This window comes from Aestuariispira insulae, from assembly GCF_003385955.1.
Lineage (GTDB): Bacteria > Pseudomonadota > Alphaproteobacteria > UBA8366 > Aestuariispiraceae > Aestuariispira > Aestuariispira insulae.
On the sequence record NZ_QRDW01000002.1, the window covers coordinates 382,999 to 399,108 of the forward strand.

General features: G+C 56.2%; 15 protein-coding genes and 1 tRNA gene. 4 read left to right on the top strand and 12 right to left on the bottom strand.

Annotation, left to right across the window (positions count from 1 at the left end; translation table 11 throughout):
- Window positions 1-12 precede the first annotated feature (12 nt).
- The 3 genes from DFP90_RS07805 to DFP90_RS07815 form a co-directional block, all read right to left on the bottom strand.
- Window positions 13-2,184 (bottom strand): PAS domain-containing sensor histidine kinase, encoded by a 2,172-nt coding sequence (locus DFP90_RS07805; protein ID WP_115935894.1) that lies wholly within the window; start codon window positions 2,182-2,184, stop codon window positions 13-15.
- Between the two features lie 152 nt (window positions 2,185-2,336).
- A complete protein-coding gene (locus tag DFP90_RS07810) occupies window positions 2,337-3,374 on the bottom strand; it encodes a transglycosylase SLT domain-containing protein (RefSeq protein WP_245956997.1) in 1,038 nt (345 codons plus the stop codon).
- A 71-nt stretch (window positions 3,375-3,445) separates the two neighbouring features.
- Window positions 3,446-3,979, bottom strand: a complete 534-nt coding sequence (locus tag DFP90_RS07815) for a GNAT family N-acetyltransferase (protein ID WP_115935895.1) — start codon at window positions 3,977-3,979, stop codon at window positions 3,446-3,448.
- A 136-nt stretch (window positions 3,980-4,115) separates the two neighbouring features.
- Between DFP90_RS07815 and DFP90_RS07820 the strand changes: the two genes are divergently transcribed.
- A tRNA-Val gene (locus DFP90_RS07820) sits at window positions 4,116-4,190 on the top strand.
- A gap of 151 nt (window positions 4,191-4,341) precedes the next feature.
- On the opposite strand, the gene DFP90_RS23055 is transcribed toward DFP90_RS07820, so the two are convergent.
- On the bottom strand, window positions 4,342-4,809 hold the full coding sequence (locus DFP90_RS23055) for a hypothetical protein (RefSeq protein WP_218044614.1): 468 nt from the start codon (window positions 4,807-4,809) through the stop codon (window positions 4,342-4,344).
- 155 nt (window positions 4,810-4,964) lie between these two features.
- On the opposite strand from DFP90_RS23055, the gene DFP90_RS07830 reads away from it, so the two are divergent.
- On the top strand, window positions 4,965-5,627 hold the full coding sequence (locus DFP90_RS07830; RefSeq protein WP_245956998.1) for a GTP cyclohydrolase II: 663 nt from the start codon (window positions 4,965-4,967) through the stop codon (window positions 5,625-5,627).
- 85 nt (window positions 5,628-5,712) lie between these two features.
- Here the strand turns inward: DFP90_RS07830 and DFP90_RS07835 are convergent, their stop codons facing one another.
- The 6 genes from DFP90_RS07835 to DFP90_RS07860 all read right to left on the bottom strand — a co-directional run bounded on the left by DFP90_RS07835 (window position 5,713) and on the right by DFP90_RS07860 (window position 11,940).
- Window positions 5,713-7,242, bottom strand: a complete 1,530-nt coding sequence (locus tag DFP90_RS07835; RefSeq protein ID WP_115935896.1) for an inorganic phosphate transporter — start codon at window positions 7,240-7,242, stop codon at window positions 5,713-5,715.
- Between the two features lie 24 nt (window positions 7,243-7,266).
- Window positions 7,267-7,761 carry an NUDIX hydrolase gene (locus DFP90_RS07840; protein ID WP_115935897.1) on the bottom strand — a complete coding sequence of 165 codons (495 nt, stop codon included), beginning with the start codon at window positions 7,759-7,761 and terminating at the stop codon, window positions 7,267-7,269.
- Between the two features lie 317 nt (window positions 7,762-8,078).
- A complete protein-coding gene (locus DFP90_RS07845) occupies window positions 8,079-10,187 on the bottom strand; it encodes a hypothetical protein (RefSeq protein ID WP_115935898.1) in 2,109 nt (702 codons plus the stop codon).
- Window positions 10,180-11,100, bottom strand: a complete 921-nt coding sequence (locus DFP90_RS07850; RefSeq protein WP_115935899.1) for a UbiA prenyltransferase family protein — start codon at window positions 11,098-11,100, stop codon at window positions 10,180-10,182. Before DFP90_RS07850 ends, DFP90_RS07845 begins: the two co-directional genes overlap by 8 nt.
- An 87-nt stretch (window positions 11,101-11,187) precedes the next feature.
- Window positions 11,188-11,646: a CreA family protein gene (locus DFP90_RS07855; RefSeq protein ID WP_115935900.1), complete on the bottom strand. Its 459-nt coding sequence runs from the start codon at window positions 11,644-11,646 to the stop codon at window positions 11,188-11,190.
- Window positions 11,647-11,736: 90 nt separating this feature from the next.
- A complete protein-coding gene (locus DFP90_RS07860; protein WP_115935901.1) occupies window positions 11,737-11,940 on the bottom strand; it encodes a hypothetical protein in 204 nt (67 codons plus the stop codon).
- 146 nt (window positions 11,941-12,086) lie between these two features.
- Here DFP90_RS07860 and DFP90_RS07865 point away from each other — a divergent pair, with 146 nt between their 5' ends.
- Entirely contained in the window at window positions 12,087-13,010 is a 924-nt protein-coding gene (locus DFP90_RS07865; RefSeq protein WP_115935902.1) for a transcriptional regulator GcvA, read from the top strand.
- An 8-nt stretch (window positions 13,011-13,018) separates the two neighbouring features.
- On the opposite strand, the gene DFP90_RS07870 is transcribed toward DFP90_RS07865, so the two are convergent.
- A complete protein-coding gene (locus tag DFP90_RS07870; protein ID WP_115936109.1) occupies window positions 13,019-14,359 on the bottom strand; it encodes an anti-phage deoxyguanosine triphosphatase in 1,341 nt (446 codons plus the stop codon).
- 180 nt (window positions 14,360-14,539) lie between these two features.
- Here DFP90_RS07870 and DFP90_RS07875 point away from each other — a divergent pair, with 180 nt between their 5' ends.
- Window positions 14,540-15,724, top strand: a complete 1,185-nt coding sequence (locus DFP90_RS07875) for an adenylate/guanylate cyclase domain-containing protein (RefSeq protein WP_115935903.1) — start codon at window positions 14,540-14,542, stop codon at window positions 15,722-15,724.
- Here DFP90_RS07875 and DFP90_RS07880 read toward each other — a convergent pair.
- Entirely contained in the window at window positions 15,721-16,056 is a 336-nt protein-coding gene (locus DFP90_RS07880) for a hypothetical protein (protein WP_115935904.1), read from the bottom strand. The two genes, DFP90_RS07875 and DFP90_RS07880, sit on opposite strands and share 4 nt — an antisense overlap.
- Window positions 16,057-16,110 lie beyond the last annotated feature (54 nt).

Sequence of the window (16,110 nt, forward strand, 5' to 3'; positions counted from 1 at the left end):
TTGCCGGGTTTTTTATTGATGCGCCCCGCCAGCCATCGGTTCCTTGCCCAATGTGCGCTCGGCCGGGAAATCCACATGAACCGTTGTGCCTTTGTTTTTTTCGCTCTCCACATGGATCAGGCCGCCATGCAGTTTGATCAGGTTGACCACAAGCGGCAGGCCGAGCCCGGTGCCTTCATGATGCCTGGTCAGATGGGATTCCACCTGGGCAAACGGGGTGAGGGCAATCGAGATCTCATGTTCGTCCATGCCGATCCCGGTATCGGCAATGGACAGGCGCTGGCCGCCATCCTCGCGCATCATCGCGCTGATGGTGATGGTACCCTGCCGGGTGAAGGTGACCGCGTTGGTCATCAGATTGATGATCACCTGGCGTACGATCAACTCGTCCGCATAGAGTAGGGGCAGTTCTTCGCCCTTATCGATCTGGATCGAAACCTCGTTCAGGGCCGCCTTTTGCTTCACATAGTGAATGCAGGATTCGGCTGCTTCCCGCAGGCACATTTCCGACTCGTTCAGATCCTTTTGTCCGGCCTCGATTTTGGAGAGATCCAAAAGGTCCGAGATGATTTCCAGAAGATGGGTGCCGCTTTGGTGGATGTCGCGGGCGAAATCCTTATATTCCGGATGGCTGATGGTGCCGTAAAGCTCATCGCGGATAATCTCGGAAAAACCAATGATGGCATTTAAGGGGGTGCGCAGCTCGTGGCTCATATTGGCCAGGAACTGGGATTTTGCGTGGTTGGCAAACTCCGCCTCTTCCTTGGCCTTGCGCAATTCCAGTTCGTGATGCAGCTGGCTTGAAATATCGGTATAGGTCAGGATGAATGTACCGTCGGGCAGGCGGTTGCGATAAACTTCCAAAATCCGGCCATCCGGGTGGCTGAACTGATCTGAACCCGGGCCGCCGATACGCAGGACTTCAAGCCGCTGCTCAATTTGAGCCTCGATATCGCCGTCAAAATTTGTCAGCCAGCCCTGTTCCAGATTATGCCTGATGATATCCGCCATCGGTGTCCCGGGGCGCCGCAGTTTTTCATCCAGCTCAAACAGTTCGATAACCCGCTTGTTGCAGGTCTGCATGGTCAGGTCTTTGGAAAAAGTGATGATGCCCTGGGCCAGCCCATCAAGGATGGTTTGGAACAGATGGCTCTGGTCCTTCAGCTGATGGTTGGCTTCCAATGCCGCTTCCTGGGCCGCGACCTTAGCGGTGATATCACGGCCGGCCCCCCGGTAGCCGGTGAACGCGCCCTGGTCATCAAAGACCGGAAGGCCGCTCACCATGATTTCACGGAATGTGCCGTCCGGCAGGGCGGCGGTGTAGCGGAAATCCTTGAACGGCCGGTGCTGTTCCAGATCCTTGAGATGCTGTTGTATCTCCGGTTGCTTCAACTGCCCCGGGTAAAACAGCTCATCGCGCCGTTTCCCCAGGATATTGCTGGGGTCATAGCCGATGAATTCCTTGATCCGGGGCGAGAAGTAGCTGAAGCGCAGTTCTTCATCCATTTCCCAGAACCAGTCGGATGCCACTTCGGCCAGATCCTTCATCCGGCTTTTGGAGTGGCGTAGGTCGTTTTCATGAATTTTCAATTGCGAGATGTCGCGCACCACCACCAGCACGGTTTCATTCTGGTCGCCGGGCTCCGGCCGGTGATAAAGCTGGATATGCAGCCAGCTGTCATGGCGGGTCCGAACGTCAAACTCCATATTGCCGCCGCCGTGAAAGACTTTCAAACGCTGGTCCAGCTCTTCAAGATCCTCTTCCGACAAACGCAGCGCCTCGGTCTTTGCGAGACGGAAAAAAGCTTCATGCAGCGAACACCCGGCGAGGAAATCCGCTTTGTGAATGCCCAGCATATCCCCGATCACCGCGTTGAATTCCAGGATGTTGAGCTGGCTGTCGCAAAGGATATAGCCATATTCCAAGGTGGAGAGCAGCGACAGGTGAGGGGAAGCCGGCTGGCCTTCCGGGCGGCTGCTATCCTTCGTCCCGTTCGTTCTGGCGGCAGTGCCGGCCTCCCGGCCCGGCAACAGGAATAACAGCCCCAGCATGCCGGCAGAGGCGGCCAGAATATTTCCCGCCAGCGGCAAAGGATAAACACTATTGATGGTCAAACCGGCAAGGGACAAGCCCACGGCGGTGCCGGCAAGCATTCGGGTCAGGCGGGTATTGGGAGCCTTCAAGGATCACATTCCGGACTGTTGCTCAAAACATGGCGACAGCATAGCTGCCGAATGGTTAAAGAAATTGCCCATAAAGGTGAAGAAAGTCAAAAAAATCATGCGGAAAGCAGCCACGATTTTCGCATGCGCGGGCGAGGGGAACACTCGGAATCTTAGTATTTCTGCAAGGCGCGGGTCCTGGCCAGGATTTCCTGTTTCTTTTGTGATTGATAGCTGCGGATCAGCGGGCTTTTCCCATGGCGCTGGGCGACCTGGCTTTGGGCATAGGCACGCTCCAATTGTTTCCACAGGCGGATCACCTTCATGCGATAGGCATGGCCGCGTTTTTTGTCTGAGGAATGATAATAGCCAACCGCCCGATTCCAGGAATGGCGCTCCTGCTTGAGCCTGGCCAGGAAGGCGGCGGCATAAGCCACATTATGGTTTGGGGTGAAGGCTTCCTCCAGGCTGTTGAAGGCTTTGCCGTGATAGCCCAGATTTACCTGCATGCAGCCGACATCGATATTGCGTATGCCTTTGGCCTGTAAGGCTTTGACCTCTGCGATGGCTGCGGCCTTGTTCGGCAGGTAGCGACCACGCCCTTCCGCCATCACGGTCCAGGGCCAGGCGGACAATTTTCGCTCGGTCCCGCTTTCACCTTCCTGCCGTACCATTTTTCCCGATTCTGTGAGCGCCACCGCATGCAGCATATGGGGCGGGATACCCATCATCTTTTCTGCGCCGCGGATGGCTTTCTGGCAAATGGTGGCATCCGACGTTTCCTCCGCCCCGATCAAAGGCAGGTTGGCCGGTACGGCGATTTGGCCGGGGGCGGTATCTTGGCTCATGCCAACGGCCGGGGCCGTCTTGGCCGCCGTGTTTGAAGCGGTCTTGTAAGCGGAGCCAGGATTGGTTTCCGCAGCCGTTGCGGTTTTCTTCAGGGAAGAAGATTTTGCCGGTTCAGCAGTGCTCGGCGATGGCGCGGTTTCGGCAGTATTTGCAGCCTCTTCCGCCTGATTGTTGGTCGGTTGGGCCATTTCTTCCGGAATAATTTTTGGTGCGAACGGATTGGCGATCTCACTGGAGACCATAGGAAAAGCGTTGCTGTCCTGATTGGCAACCCCTTGGGTTGGCAGGATAATTCCGCTGCCAAACAGGATCAAACCGGTCATAAGGGCGGCCTTGGCCGTCGCATTCGGATATTGGGGCATGGCTCCTGCCTCCTGATCATCTCTCTCTCTCAAGGAATGAAGGTTAGCAAGTGCCATGCCAAACAGAATGGTCAGTCTGTGGGCAGGCTGTTGCCGCCGGGGCCAAGGGTGCGCTGCATGAAAACCGAATCCACCCAGCGGCCATGTTTGAAACCGACATGGGCCAGGACGCCTGCATGTTCAAACCCGCGCGAGCCATGTAACCCGATGGAGGCGGCATTGCCGCTGTCGCCGATAACCGCGATCATCTGTCGGAAACCGCCTTCCTCACAGGCGGCGATCAGGGCATCCAGCAGAGCGCCACCTGCACCAAGGCCGGTGGCATCGGGGGCCACATAGACCGAGTTTTCCACCGTGAAACGATAGGCCGGGCGGGTGCGGTAAGGCCCGGCATAGGCATAGCCCAGGACGCGTTCCCCCTTAAGGGCGGTGAGGTAGGGATAATTCAGGTTGGCCAATGTTGTGAACCGGGCGGTCATTTCCGCCAGGTCGGGGGCGGTCTCTTCGAACGAGGCCAGGCCGTGGCGCACATGATGGCCGTAAATCTCTGTGATCGCGGGCAGATCGTCACTATGGGCGGGGCGGATGGTGATATCCTGTGTCATCGCGCGGTTACTTTCCGGGGGTGCATTTTTTAACCTCCCCCTTGTCATTTTTCTGTTGCAATCAGGGTTGGGGGCGGTTAGAAACCGACCCGCACCGCAATGAAGCCCAAACGGGTATCCGGCGGCAAGCGAAAAAGGGCGGTTAGCTCAGCGGGAGAGCACTACGTTGACATCGTAGGGGTCACTGGTTCAATCCCAGTACCGCCCACCATCATCAAGCCTCTGGGAAACCAGGGGCTTTTTGCTTTTCTGAGCCTCTTTCAAGTCATGAACCGACCGGCTTGGGTCCATATTGGGTCCAATGAGGTGCAGCGCGCCAAATAATTGTGGTCTTCTGGTCGTCCTAGCCCGGTCCCGGCGTGTTAAGCCTGTGGAATGTGACGAAAATCTAGATAAGCGGTTGGGGCTGGCCGTCCGTTCATCATCGTTTGTTGCCAACAGATCTGCTCTGCGCCGATGATGTTCAATTCCCAAACACAGGCGATCACCGGCCTTGTGACGGTATCCATGGGCTCATCCGCCCCATAGGCATGCCGATGGTTATGCTGGCACAGGACAGACCCTTGCACCCACCAATGGGCGGAAATGGATAGTCCCGTCTCGCCCGGATGGATGATGATGAAGCCCAGGTCGTTGCTGTCCCCCATCTCCCTGATGCGGGGAAGAACGTCATCCGTTACAATTTTTTTTGCTGATTTCCGCATATCCTCGGAAACCGACCGGCCATCCGCGAGCAGGGCATAAAGCTTGAATGTTACGGCTTGCTCTTTCCAGAGGCCGAGATCAGAGATGATGCGGGGCTGGTATCTTACGATCGGGCCTAAATCCATTGGAAGCTCCTTGTGAATGTTTGGCGTCTCTTTTGCCGTCTTTCGTTTCCACTGGGGAAACAGCCTGTTTCCCTGAAACCGGTCGCTTTGGGGATAGGAATTTGCACTCCTTCGCCCTACATGATATGTGCAGCGCACCCGGACCGGGCCAAGGCATGGCGTATTGGGCTCTGACCGGTGTGACAGCATATAAGCCTGTTTCCGTTAAAGGTATCCGTTTCATGAGCATTGCGATCAGCACCCGCGTCCGTCTTCCCGTCATCCTGAAAGGGGATGATATCGTGGAAACGGAGATTGTTTCCTATGAGGGGCTGAGCTCCGAATCCGTGGCGATCGTTTTTCCGGGAACAGATAAACAATCCGACACCCCGCTGGTGCGCATTCATTCGGAATGCCTGACCGGGGACGCGTTCGGTTCGGCGCTTTGTGATTGCGGGCCGCAGCTGCGCGAGGCCAAGCAGCGTATCGCCAGGGAAGGTGGCGTGTTGATCTATCTGCGCCAGGAAGGGCGTGGGATCGGGCTCTATAACAAGCTGAAGGCCTATAAGCTGCAGCAGGATATGGCCATGGATACCTTCACCGCCAACCGGCATCTGGGCTTTGCCAATGACATGCGCAGTTATGATGAAGCGAGCGCCATGCTCTCGGCACTGGGGGTTTCATCCTGCCGTCTTTTGACCAATAACCCGGACAAGGTCTCCGCGCTTGAGGAAACCGGGATACAGGTCACAGAACGGGTGCCCACCGGTAATTTCGGTAATGCCCATAACAGCCGCTATCTGGAAGCGAAGAAAAGCCACGGCCACTTCCTGGACTGACTGTTCGATCGACCGGATGTCTCTCTAAGAAAAAGGCCGCCCGGAAAAGGCGGCCTTTGTTGTTTCATGGGAGCTTGTGCGGGGCTCAGCCCAGGCTGTAGGCCATGGCGTAATAAAGCACAGCCGAGAGCAGTGCGGCCGCCGGCACCGTGATGACCCAGGCGGCAACAATGGTGGTGAAATGCGCGCGCCGGACCAGCTTGCGCCGACGGATATCATTTTCGCTGGCGGGTTTGTCGGGCTGGCTCGGGTATTTGCGGACATAGCGCTGACGGCGCTTGGAATTCCTGGTGTAATATTCCCGGAAGAAGCCGACACCAAACACGCCGCCAACCGCAATATGGGTGGAGCTGACCGGCAGGCCCAGCGCACTGGCCACGATCACGGTGATCGCGGCAGACAGCGCCACGCAATAAGCGCGCATCGGGTTCATCTTGGTGATTTGCTCACCAACCATCCGGATCAAGCGCGGGCCATAGAGGAACAGGCCCAGGCTGATGCCCAAAGCCCCGATCAGCATGACCCAGCTGGGGATCGCCACCTTGGCCGCGATCTCACCCGATTGCAGCGCATGCAGGATCGCCGCCAGCGGGCCGATGGCGTTGGCCACGTCATTGGCACCATGGGCAAAGGACAATAGCGCCGCAGAACAGATCAGCGGGATATGGAACAGCTGGCGCAGGGACTGGTTGCGGTTTTCCAGGCCATGGGCCTGGCGTGCGATCACCGGATGCAGCACCAGCCAGGACACCACGAAAACCGTGGCGCCAATGCTGATGATGGTCAGGCTGTCCACATGGATGATCTTTTTCAAGCCCTTCATGGCCAGGTAACAGCTGAATGCGCCCGCCATGACCGCGATCAGGATCGGCACCCAGCGCTTTGCCGCGGCGATCTTGTCATCGCGATAGATGATATAGGTCTTGATGAAGGCCAGGAACAGGGCCGCGATGATGCCGCCCAGCAATGGTGAGATCACCCAGGAGGCGGCGATCTTGCTCATCGTCTCCCAATTGACCGTCTGGAAACCGACCGCCGCGATTCCAGCCCCCATGACACCGCCGACCACGGAATGGGTGGTTGAGACCGGCGCGCCGATAAAGGTGGCCAGGTTGACCCACAGCGCGGAGGAGAGCAGGGCTGCCATCATGGCCCAGACAAACACCATGTCATCCTGCACCAGGGAAGGATCGATGATGCCCTTTGAAATGGTGGAGACCACATCCCCACCGGCCAGCAAGGCCCCGGCGCTTTCAAAAATCGCGGCGATGATCAAGGCACCGGTCATCGTCAAGGCTTTGGAACCAACAGCCGGGCCGACATTGTTGGCCACATCATTCGCACCGATATTCAGCGCCATATAGCCGCCGAGGATCGCGGCGACCATGATGAAGACGGCGTTGGGCTGGGCACCGGCCTGGAGGCTGGCAAAAGCCCCGGCCAGGGTCAGGAACATCAGGCCCAGACCCGGCGCCAGCAGACGCCGTTGCAGGCTGGAGGCGACTGCCTGGACCTGGACGATCTTGTTCAGATCTTTGTCCAGGGATTCCTTTTTCAGGTCCCTCGGATTTAGGTTGTCCTGCCCATTGGCAGCGATATTCTCACTGTCACTCATAGCTTAGCCTGTTTGATGGGTAAATTACTGTACGGTAGTCAACTGGTTCAGGAAACGCCGGAACCATTGGGCAATCCGGTCGGCCAGGCCGTTGGGCAGGCCTTCCAGTTCCGCCGGGCGGAAACTTTTCAAAATCCAGCCCAGTTCTTGTTCCTGGACCAATCGGGAAGCACGAGCCGGTGACATCCAGATCAGCTTACGCTGTCCTTTTTCCGGCCATTTCAACAGCTGCGACTTGACCAGCATGGGATAGACATCGACACGGCACAGGGTTTCCGAGCCGTCTTTGAGAATCTTCACATAATGGTAATTGCCGACCGGCTGGTTATAGACTTGGCCTTTCAGACCGGCCTCTTCATACGCTTCCAACGCGCCCAGGTCATAGGGCGTCATTTTTTTCTTTGGCCAGCCCTTGGGAATGACCCAGCGTTTGGTCTCGCGGCTGGTGAGCATGAGAACGCGCACTTCGCCATCGACGACCACATAGGGCAGCACAGCATGTTGTCTTTTCAGCGCCATGTCCAACCTTTAGCTGGGTGAAACCATATCAAAACCAACTCTCGTCCGGTTTTGACTCAAGGAAAATCGTATCCTGATTCGCGCATTCTGGAAATTGTCCCCCGAATGCGTCGGTCCGACAGCCAAAACCGATCTTTCCAACCATCACTGATCGGGGTTTAGAAACGGTTAATGCCGGTCAAAAAATGTGGTTTCGGATAGAAACCGGAAGGCTATGTAACGAATGATTGCCGGGAAATCAAGATTTGTGTCATTTTTATTACATAACAGACCGTAGGCGGCTGCCACCCGAGGACGGTTTTTTGGGCCGGGGAGGTTCAGCCTCGTGCCTTTCCATCACGGGTCAGGCGTGACCAGATGTCGGCCTGGTACAGTCCGGAGAGGAGCCGCATTGGAAGGGATCGTCGGATGCGTTCGGTTATCCTCGGGTGCCGCCTGGCAAAGGCTGGAAGCCAATAATGGCAGAGCATATGGCATGCCAGCAGAATAGAGATCAGCCAGACCAGCCATTTAAACCGGCTATGCGCCTGATAAAAAAGTAAGATCCCATGCTGTGGTATGGCGGCAAATGCCAGCAGTCTCAGATCCAGGGGCAGTTTTCTGCGGCTAAAACAGATCGCGACCACACCGGCCAGGCCCATGAGCGAAATCGGATGCAGGCGTTCGCTCCATTCTGCGATTTGGCCCCGGACCTGTTCAAAGGCGGGACCGTCAAACGCGCCGGACATGATCTCTTGAACCATTGTGAGATAGGTTCCCGGTGGCGTGGGCAGGTTTGCCGCAATGGTCGCGGAGGAGGTCAGCAGGACAATCTTGCCGCCAAAATACCAGTTATGCAGCGGCAGCAGGAGAATCGGCAGGAAGCCGATGCAGAGGCTGGCAAGATCCAGGGGGGGGCGTTTGGCGAGCAGATAAAGACCCAGTCCCGTCAATATCACTGCCGTGCCAAGTGCCACATTGGGGCGGATGGCAACGGCGATCGCCAGGACCGCGGCCCCGAAAAAGGCACGACCGGCCCAGCGGCTGCTTTCTTGGATCCCGCCCGCACATAACATGAATCCGGCAATGAAGGCCGCATAACCTGCGGTTTCGGGATAACCGCGCCCGGCCCATTTGACATATTCCCCGTAATAAAGGCCCCAATCCTTCAATCCGCTGGCAATGAAGAAAGCGATGATGATGGTCACGGCCCATGATGTCGGCAGATAATTCCGGAACAAATGATAGATCAGCAGGGGCCAGAGCAGCAGCAATGCGAGATATCCGAAATGGGTGTCGCCAAACAGCATTTTCTCAGCGGCCAGCAGATAACGAAGGCCCGGCATATAATAGAAAATATCACTGCGGCCGCGGGCGGCCTGCTGCCAGTCGCCGTTTAACAGCCCTTCGGCAACCGAACGGGCAAATCCTTCATGTGCCAAGCCGTCTCCTCCGCCGCCGAGCGGCAGATAATCCCCAAACATCCAAGGCGTTTTGATGGCGGTAAATACAATTGCGGCCAAGAGAATAAGGCCTGGGACAGTGAGTGATTTCCAGTTTGGCTGTATGAGCAGCCAAAAAACCAGGGCCGCGATGACAAAAGGAATGAAGACGCGGAGCCCGTCTGACGCTGCCAGCAGGCCTGTTTTTTCCAGGGATATGGCGAGATTATTGGCGGGAATGCCGATGGCAAAAACATGGCTGCCGGCATCCGTCTCGGTGAGCAGGCGACAGTCCTTCTCGTGATGGGTTTGCTGAAGATATCCTCCCTGTCCGTCGGGCCAGACCAGGGAACCGCGCCAGCAAAGGCGGCTGCCAGGAATGTCGTCCGGCCAGTCATAACGCACAAAAAAGGGCATCTCTTCGCGTTTGACATCGCTGTAAGGGCTTTGCCAATTATAGCGGACCTGATTGACAAATCCGCCGCGAAATTCGGCAAGGCCGTTGAAGTCAATGGTTGAAACCTTCCTGGACCAGCCAGGTTGCACGCTTCGGCTGTCAAAGCTGGCGCTGTAAAGCCGATCCACGCCGGCATGATTGAGCCAGCATCCGTCGCGTTCTTTGGAACAGCGTTTCGTGTCGGGATAATGTTCGTAAAAGGCCGTCATCAAGGCCTGATGAACCGCAGGCGGCAATTCGCGCTGCAGGACCTCGCCATGGGGCGGCGGCAGAAAGATATTATGCGACTCTCGGATATCATATGCAGGCAAGGTCAGCAGGATGGCCTTGCCCGCCACCAGGCCCGCCAGGGCCAGAAGCCAGCGGGCCCGGGACCGGATTAAACCGGGGGCATGGAACAACAGAAACCCGAACAGAAAGACCAGGGCAAATCCGGATAAGCTGACGATCGGCATGCCGATTAGGAAAAACAGGCCGGCCAGCAGCAGGAATTTCAGAGGCAGAGCGGTGAGCAAAGGCTGTCGCGGGAGGGGGGATTGATCAGCCATAGGCGATGTAGGCCACATAGCCGCTCCAAAGCAGAATGGATATCCGCAGGATGCCATCCTGCATCACCAGGGTGGTCGGCGCATCGGCACCGCGTCCCAATTGCGTGATCTGGACATAGCGCAGAACGCCGAACACCACAAAGACGGCGGAAAAGGCAAAGCTCTCACCGTAGCGGTGGATCGCATAATCGGACATGCAAAACAGCAGATAGGTCATGATGGTAACGCTGGCGGCAATCATGATGACCTGATCCAGGAATGCGCGACTGTAATGGGCCAAAACGGGCCGCATGCTCAGGGGCAGGCCTTCCCGTTCGATCATGGCCAGGTCATCCCGGCGTTTACCGGCCACCAGCAGGAAGGAAACGGATGCCGTTGTGAACAGAATCCAGAAAGATGGTGTTTGTCCGATAGCGGCGCTGCCCAACAGGATCCGGATAACATAGCCGCTGGAGACCAGGAATTTTTCCAAGATCGGGATTTGCTTCATGCCGGCGTTATAGGCAATGTTGATCAGGCCGTAGAGGCCGCCCCAAATCAGACAATCCTTGGCAAAATCGCTCAGGCTGCCGATGAGTGCCGCCGCCGCCAGGCAAGCGGTCAACAGGCAAAGCGCAAGGGTGAGGGATAGAGTGCCGTTTGCCAGAGGTCGTTTGGATTTGTTAGGGGCAAGCCGGTCGGATTTCCGGTCCGTGATATCATTGAGAATATAGACCGCACTGGAAAGCAGGCTGAAAAACAGGAAGGCCTGGGCGGAGGCTTGCAGTGATTCCCAGTTCAACAGTTGATGGGAAAAGAAGAGGGGGGCCAGAATAAAGATATTCTTGACCCATTGATGGGGCCGGACAACCTGAATGCAGGCCCGTAGTAGGCTAGCCGTTTCCGGCTTGGCTGCGGCTGAACCATCTTCCATGTCATTCTCTCAAGCACGTATCGATAACAGACTGCCAACCATATGGATTTGCTGGGTTATTGTCCACCAAAGCTCGCACCTGCCGGATCATTGTCCCCAATTGGGCATGATTGGGACGGTGGAAATGGCGTTTTTAGGGGAGCCTTCGACCAGTTTGTCCGAATAAACCAGATAAATCAGGACATTGCGCTTCTTATCCAGGAAACGGACCACCTGGATGGTTTTGAACAGGACTGAAGTGCGTTCCTTGAACACCCGCTCGCCTTCGTCAAATTCTTCCAAAAAGCGGATAGGGCCGACCTGGCGGCAGGCAATGGAGGCATCGGAAGTGTCTTCTGCGACACCGATCGCGCCGGATATGCCGCCTTTGGTCGCGCGGCTCAGATGGCATGTGACGCCTTCAATCTTGGGATCGTCAAAGGCCTCAATCACGATTTTGTCGTTTGGTCCGACCAATTTGAAAACTGTGCTGACCGATCCGATTTCTTCGGCCGCCGCTGGCTGTATGAAACTGAAAGCGATTAGAATAGATAGAGCCAACCGCATGATGTCCCCCGCAAATCTGCTATTTTATGCGGGGCAGATTATGCCGCTGGCCCGGCTCTGTCCACCGGGGCCAAGGCTGATTTTTGCCTATTACAGGCGGGTCGGTTTGAAATCCCGCGGAGTGGCTCGGTCATGATGGTTCGTTCTCACCAGCAAAGCGCGCAGTTTTTCTGCAATACGGGCAGGCAGGTGGAACAGATCCAGGAAAAATTTGGTCATGAAACGGGACCGTTCAATACGGCCGCGCATCATTTGTTGCCTGATATCGTCATTGATGAAAATCGGGTTTTGCATCTGACTTTTCCCTCTATTGGCCCATCAGCTGGATTGCTAAGGGCAACTGTCACACTTGTTTTTGTCACATTGATATAGATATACTTGATCGAATAACACTACAAACGAGAAGAATTAAGCAATCGACTTAGGAAAACTAAATTGAAATGAGTAAAAGCCTACCGCCTTTAAACGGATTGAAAGCGTTCGAGGCAACCGCCCGCCATATGAGCTTCACCCGTGCTGCAGAGGAGCTGAATGTGACGCCTGCGGCGGTCAGTCACCAGGTTAAGGGATTGGAGGAATTTCTCGGCATTGTGCTTTTCCGCCGGATGAACCGGGCGGTGGAACTGACGGAGGCCGGCAAATTATGTTTTCCTGGGATTCAGGAGGGGTTTGAAACGCTCAAACGATCTGTCGGTCTTCTTTATCCGGATCCGGAGGATAAGATCCTGGTGGTCAGCTCCGGTCCGGCTTTTGCCGCCAAATGGCTGGCGCCCAGGCTCTATCGCTTCATTGAAAAACATCCGGAATATGATGCCAGAATTTCCGCGAACCTGAACCGGTCCACCTTTGGCGTTGGCGGGGTTGATATTGCAATCCGCTTTGGCGATGGCAATTATCCCGAAGAGCATGTGGAACGATTTCTGGATGACCGCATGACGCCGATGTGCGCGCCCTCCCTGCTTTCGGGCGACAAACCGCTGAAACGGCCAGAGGATCTGGTGAACCATACGCTGATCCATGATGATTCGCTCTTTAAGATGATTGGTGAACCATACTGGAAAAGCTGGCTGGATGAGATGGGGATTGAAGATGTGGATCCATCACGAGGGCCTCGTTTCAACCATGCGGACCATGCATTGGATGCCGCCATTGCCGGATCCGGGGTGGTTCTGGGCCGCACCTCCATTGCCGGGCCGGATCTGCGCGCAGGCCGGCTTGTGGCGCCGTTTGATCTTTGGATGGAGACCACAAGGGCTTTCCATTTTGTGTGTGAGAAATCGGCGATCCACCTACCGAAAATCCAGGCATTCCGGTCCTGGCTCTGGGAAGAACGGGAACGGGACTGTGCGGTGCAGGAATATTAGGGGCGTCTTCAATACCGGTCGAAGATCGAGCCTTGCTGGGGGGTGAAGATTTTCTGGTACAGGCGGACTGCATGATTGTCGGACATGCCAGCGACATAGTCGCATAGAACCCTAGGGTCCCGGCCTTTCTCCCGGAAGCGCCGCAATATGCTCTCGGGCAGCAGGCGGTCCGGGTCATGGGCCAGCACTTCAAACAGTTCCACCACCAGTTTCTGGCCCTTGAATTCCAACTGTTGCACGGCCGAACTGCGAATAACCCGGTCCAGCACAAGTGTCTTCAGGCTCTCCAGCATCGGGCTTGCTTCTGCGGACAGGCTTGCCTGATACCGGAACAGGGGGGACTTGAAATGACTGTTTTGAACCGCCGTGCTGATCTGGTTGATCAGATAATGGACCATGCGTCCGATCAACTGTTTACGCCGGAAATCCTCTTCCCCGAATAATCCATCCAGTAAGCGCGAAAAATCGATGCCGGCGGCTTTCAGGAAACCGCTGGCGGTTTCTTCATCAAGATAGGTTTCAAAATCACGGCGCCGGACCAGGTCCATGGAAATTGCATCTTCCAAATCATGGACGCCATAGGAAATATCATCCGCCAGCTCCATGATCGAGGTATCAAACCCCTTATATCGGGTTTTTCCGGGCCGGTTGCCTTCCGGCGGGCGGATCCCGGTGAAAAGGGCGGCATCCGCCTTGAATTCCCCGGCGAGCAACCAGCCCTTCACCAGCGCCTTTTCGGTATCGAGATAACCCTTTGGCGGTTTGTGGTCGGCGGATTTGAACATCCAGCCAGGTTGATTGGGGCGGTGGCCTTCATCCGGCTTTGACGCCGCAAGTTCGGAATAGGGGGCTGGATATTTCAGGATGCCGAGCAGGGCGCGCCTTGTCAGGTTCATGCCCCGGTTTTCCGTATAGGTTTCCAGGCTGGTCAGGATGCGCAGGCTCTGACCGTTGCCCTCGAACCCGCCGAACGCACGCATACAGTAATTCAGGGCGATTTCGCCGCCATGGCCAAAGGGTGGATGGCCGATATCATGGGCCAGACAGATGGAATTCATCAGCGCCGCCGGTGGCAGGATCGCAGCCAGCTCCGGGTCGAGTGGCATTTTTTCCAGATGGCGCACAATGCCGCAGCCGATTTGGGCTACCTCCATGGAATGGGTGAGGCGTGTGCGATAAAAGTCACTCTCGCCCAAGCCCAGCACCTGGGTCTTGCTTTGCAAGCGCCGGAAAGCGGCGGAATGGATGATCCGGGCATAATCGCGGTCAAATTCACTGCGTTCATCATCACCGGCCTTGGGGTTGGCGGCGGGGCGTTCGGTAAGGAATGTCGCGCTATGCTGGATCATGGGGCGCCTGCTTTTGCTGTCGGTCATGGTGCGGGCTGGTTTTAGCGGGCCTGACGGGCCAAGCCAAATAAATTGTCCGGCGCCTGGTTTTTCCTTGTATTGCAGAGGGCTTGCCACCAGCTGGCATGACAGCCGATGGCCTTTGGCCTATAGTATGATACCAATGCAAGGGCGAGGCCTATGACCAGTATTCCAACCTGTCCCGATCTGAATACGCCAGTTTTGAGCTGGCTGATGGCGGATTCCTTTGTTGGTGTAACCGGGGAAGAGTTCCTACGCCAGCTGGCGGGTAAACTGCAGGAAAGCGGTGTTCCGATCGGCCGGGTCGCCTTTTTTGTGCGCTCGCTTCACCCGACCATTATGGGCCGTGTGTTCCGATGGGACCGGAAGACCGGTATCGAGGTCAACCACGGTTCCTATGACATTTTGGAAAAGACCGTCTATACCGCCAGCCCGGTTTACAAGATCTATTATGGCGAGGAGAAATTCATTCGTCGCCGCATTCCGGAATGCGATACCAGCGAATTTCCGATTCTGGAGGATTTGGAAGAGGAAGGGGCCACCGACTATATGATGTATAGTCTGCCCTTCATGAATGGCGAAGTGCATGCGGTATCCTTCACCAGCTTTGACGAGGGCGGTTTTTCCGATCGGGATATTGAATTGTTGAAATTCTGCCGCCTGCCACTGGCGCGAATTGCCGAGATTTATACCCTGCGCCGCACGGCATCCAACTTGCTGGAAACCTATCTGGGGCGCGGCACGGGCGAACGGGTGCTGTCCGGCCAAATCAAGCGCGGTGATGGTGAGCGGATCGAGGCGGTCGTCTGTTTTTCCGATCTGCGCCGTTCTTCCTCGCTGGCGGAAGAATTGGGCATGGAGGGTTTCCTGCAGGCCCTGAATGATTTTTATGACTGCACAGCAGCCCCGATCATTGAAAATGGTGGCGAGGTGCTGCGCTTTATTGGCGATGCCTATCTGGGGATCTTTCCCCTGGAACAGTTCGGCAGTGAGGTGGCGGCCTGCCAGGCGGCCCTCAAGGCGGCCCGGACCGGCATCAATAATCTGGTCGAGCGGGGGGACGGCTGGAAGGCCGAAGGAAAACCTGTCCTGGAAGGCGGTTTCGGGCTGCATATCGGGGAAGTGATGTATGGCAATATCGGCACGGCAGAGCGCCTGGAATTTACGGTGATCGGGGCAACCGCCAATGAAGCGGCCCGGTTGGAAAGCCAATGCAAGAACCTGTCGGAACCGATCCTGGTCTCTAAGGAATTTGCCCGGCGGGTGGAACTTGATTGGCGGGATATGGGGGCCTTCAATGCCCGGAATATCTCCAAGCCCATGCATCTTTATGCGCCGGGTTAAGGCTGCCTTTTCCGGTTTGCCGGTTTAACCATTTTCTCCCGTGTTTCTTTCCAGTTTTCCAGGATGGCGATGAAGCTTTCCAGTGATAACTCCATATTGTCGGGATATTGCCGGTAGAGTGGTTCGAGAATTACGCCTTGTCCGGTGACCCGGATATAATGGGTGTTACCAGGTCCCTCCCAGTAGTATCCGGCGTTGATGCTGGCGATCCGGGCCCGCTTGATCAGGAAGGCGGCCCAGCGCAGATCATATTGAATGTCGCTTTCTATAAACTCAATCAGGCGTTGGCGTCTCTCCCGCCCGGCGGGTGGGGATATGTTTTTGTTGGCCATTTTAGCGTCCGCATTTTTTGTTCGAGAATGAATGGAAGGCGGCCGGGGGAGCCA

Coding starts and splice junctions, on each gene's coding strand:
- DFP90_RS07835 (WP_115935896.1), bottom strand. CDS start 7,242: ATGAGTGACAGTGAGAATATCGCTGCCAATGGGCAGGACAACCTAAAT.
- DFP90_RS07860 (WP_115935901.1), bottom strand. CDS start 11,940: ATGCAAAACCCGATTTTCATCAATGACGATATCAGGCAACAAATGATG.
- DFP90_RS07850 (WP_115935899.1), bottom strand. CDS start 11,100: ATGGAAGATGGTTCAGCCGCAGCCAAGCCGGAAACGGCTAGCCTACTA.
- DFP90_RS07810 (WP_245956997.1), bottom strand. CDS start 3,374: ATGCCCCAATATCCGAATGCGACGGCCAAGGCCGCCCTTATGACCGGT.
- DFP90_RS07840 (WP_115935897.1), bottom strand. CDS start 7,761: ATGGCGCTGAAAAGACAACATGCTGTGCTGCCCTATGTGGTCGTCGAT.
- DFP90_RS07815 (WP_115935895.1), bottom strand. CDS start 3,979: ATGACACAGGATATCACCATCCGCCCCGCCCATAGTGACGATCTGCCC.
- DFP90_RS07875 (WP_115935903.1), top strand. CDS start 14,540: ATGACCAGTATTCCAACCTGTCCCGATCTGAATACGCCAGTTTTGAGC.
- DFP90_RS07855 (WP_115935900.1), bottom strand. CDS start 11,646: ATGCGGTTGGCTCTATCTATTCTAATCGCTTTCAGTTTCATACAGCCA.
- DFP90_RS07865 (WP_115935902.1), top strand. CDS start 12,087: ATGAGTAAAAGCCTACCGCCTTTAAACGGATTGAAAGCGTTCGAGGCA.
- DFP90_RS07870 (WP_115936109.1), bottom strand. CDS start 14,359: ATGATCCAGCATAGCGCGACATTCCTTACCGAACGCCCCGCCGCCAAC.
- DFP90_RS23055 (WP_218044614.1), bottom strand. CDS start 4,809: ATGGATTTAGGCCCGATCGTAAGATACCAGCCCCGCATCATCTCTGAT.
- DFP90_RS07880 (WP_115935904.1), bottom strand. CDS start 16,056: ATGGCCAACAAAAACATATCCCCACCCGCCGGGCGGGAGAGACGCCAA.
- DFP90_RS07845 (WP_115935898.1), bottom strand. CDS start 10,187: ATGGCTGATCAATCCCCCCTCCCGCGACAGCCTTTGCTCACCGCTCTG.
- DFP90_RS07830 (WP_245956998.1), top strand. CDS start 4,965: ATGGCGTATTGGGCTCTGACCGGTGTGACAGCATATAAGCCTGTTTCC.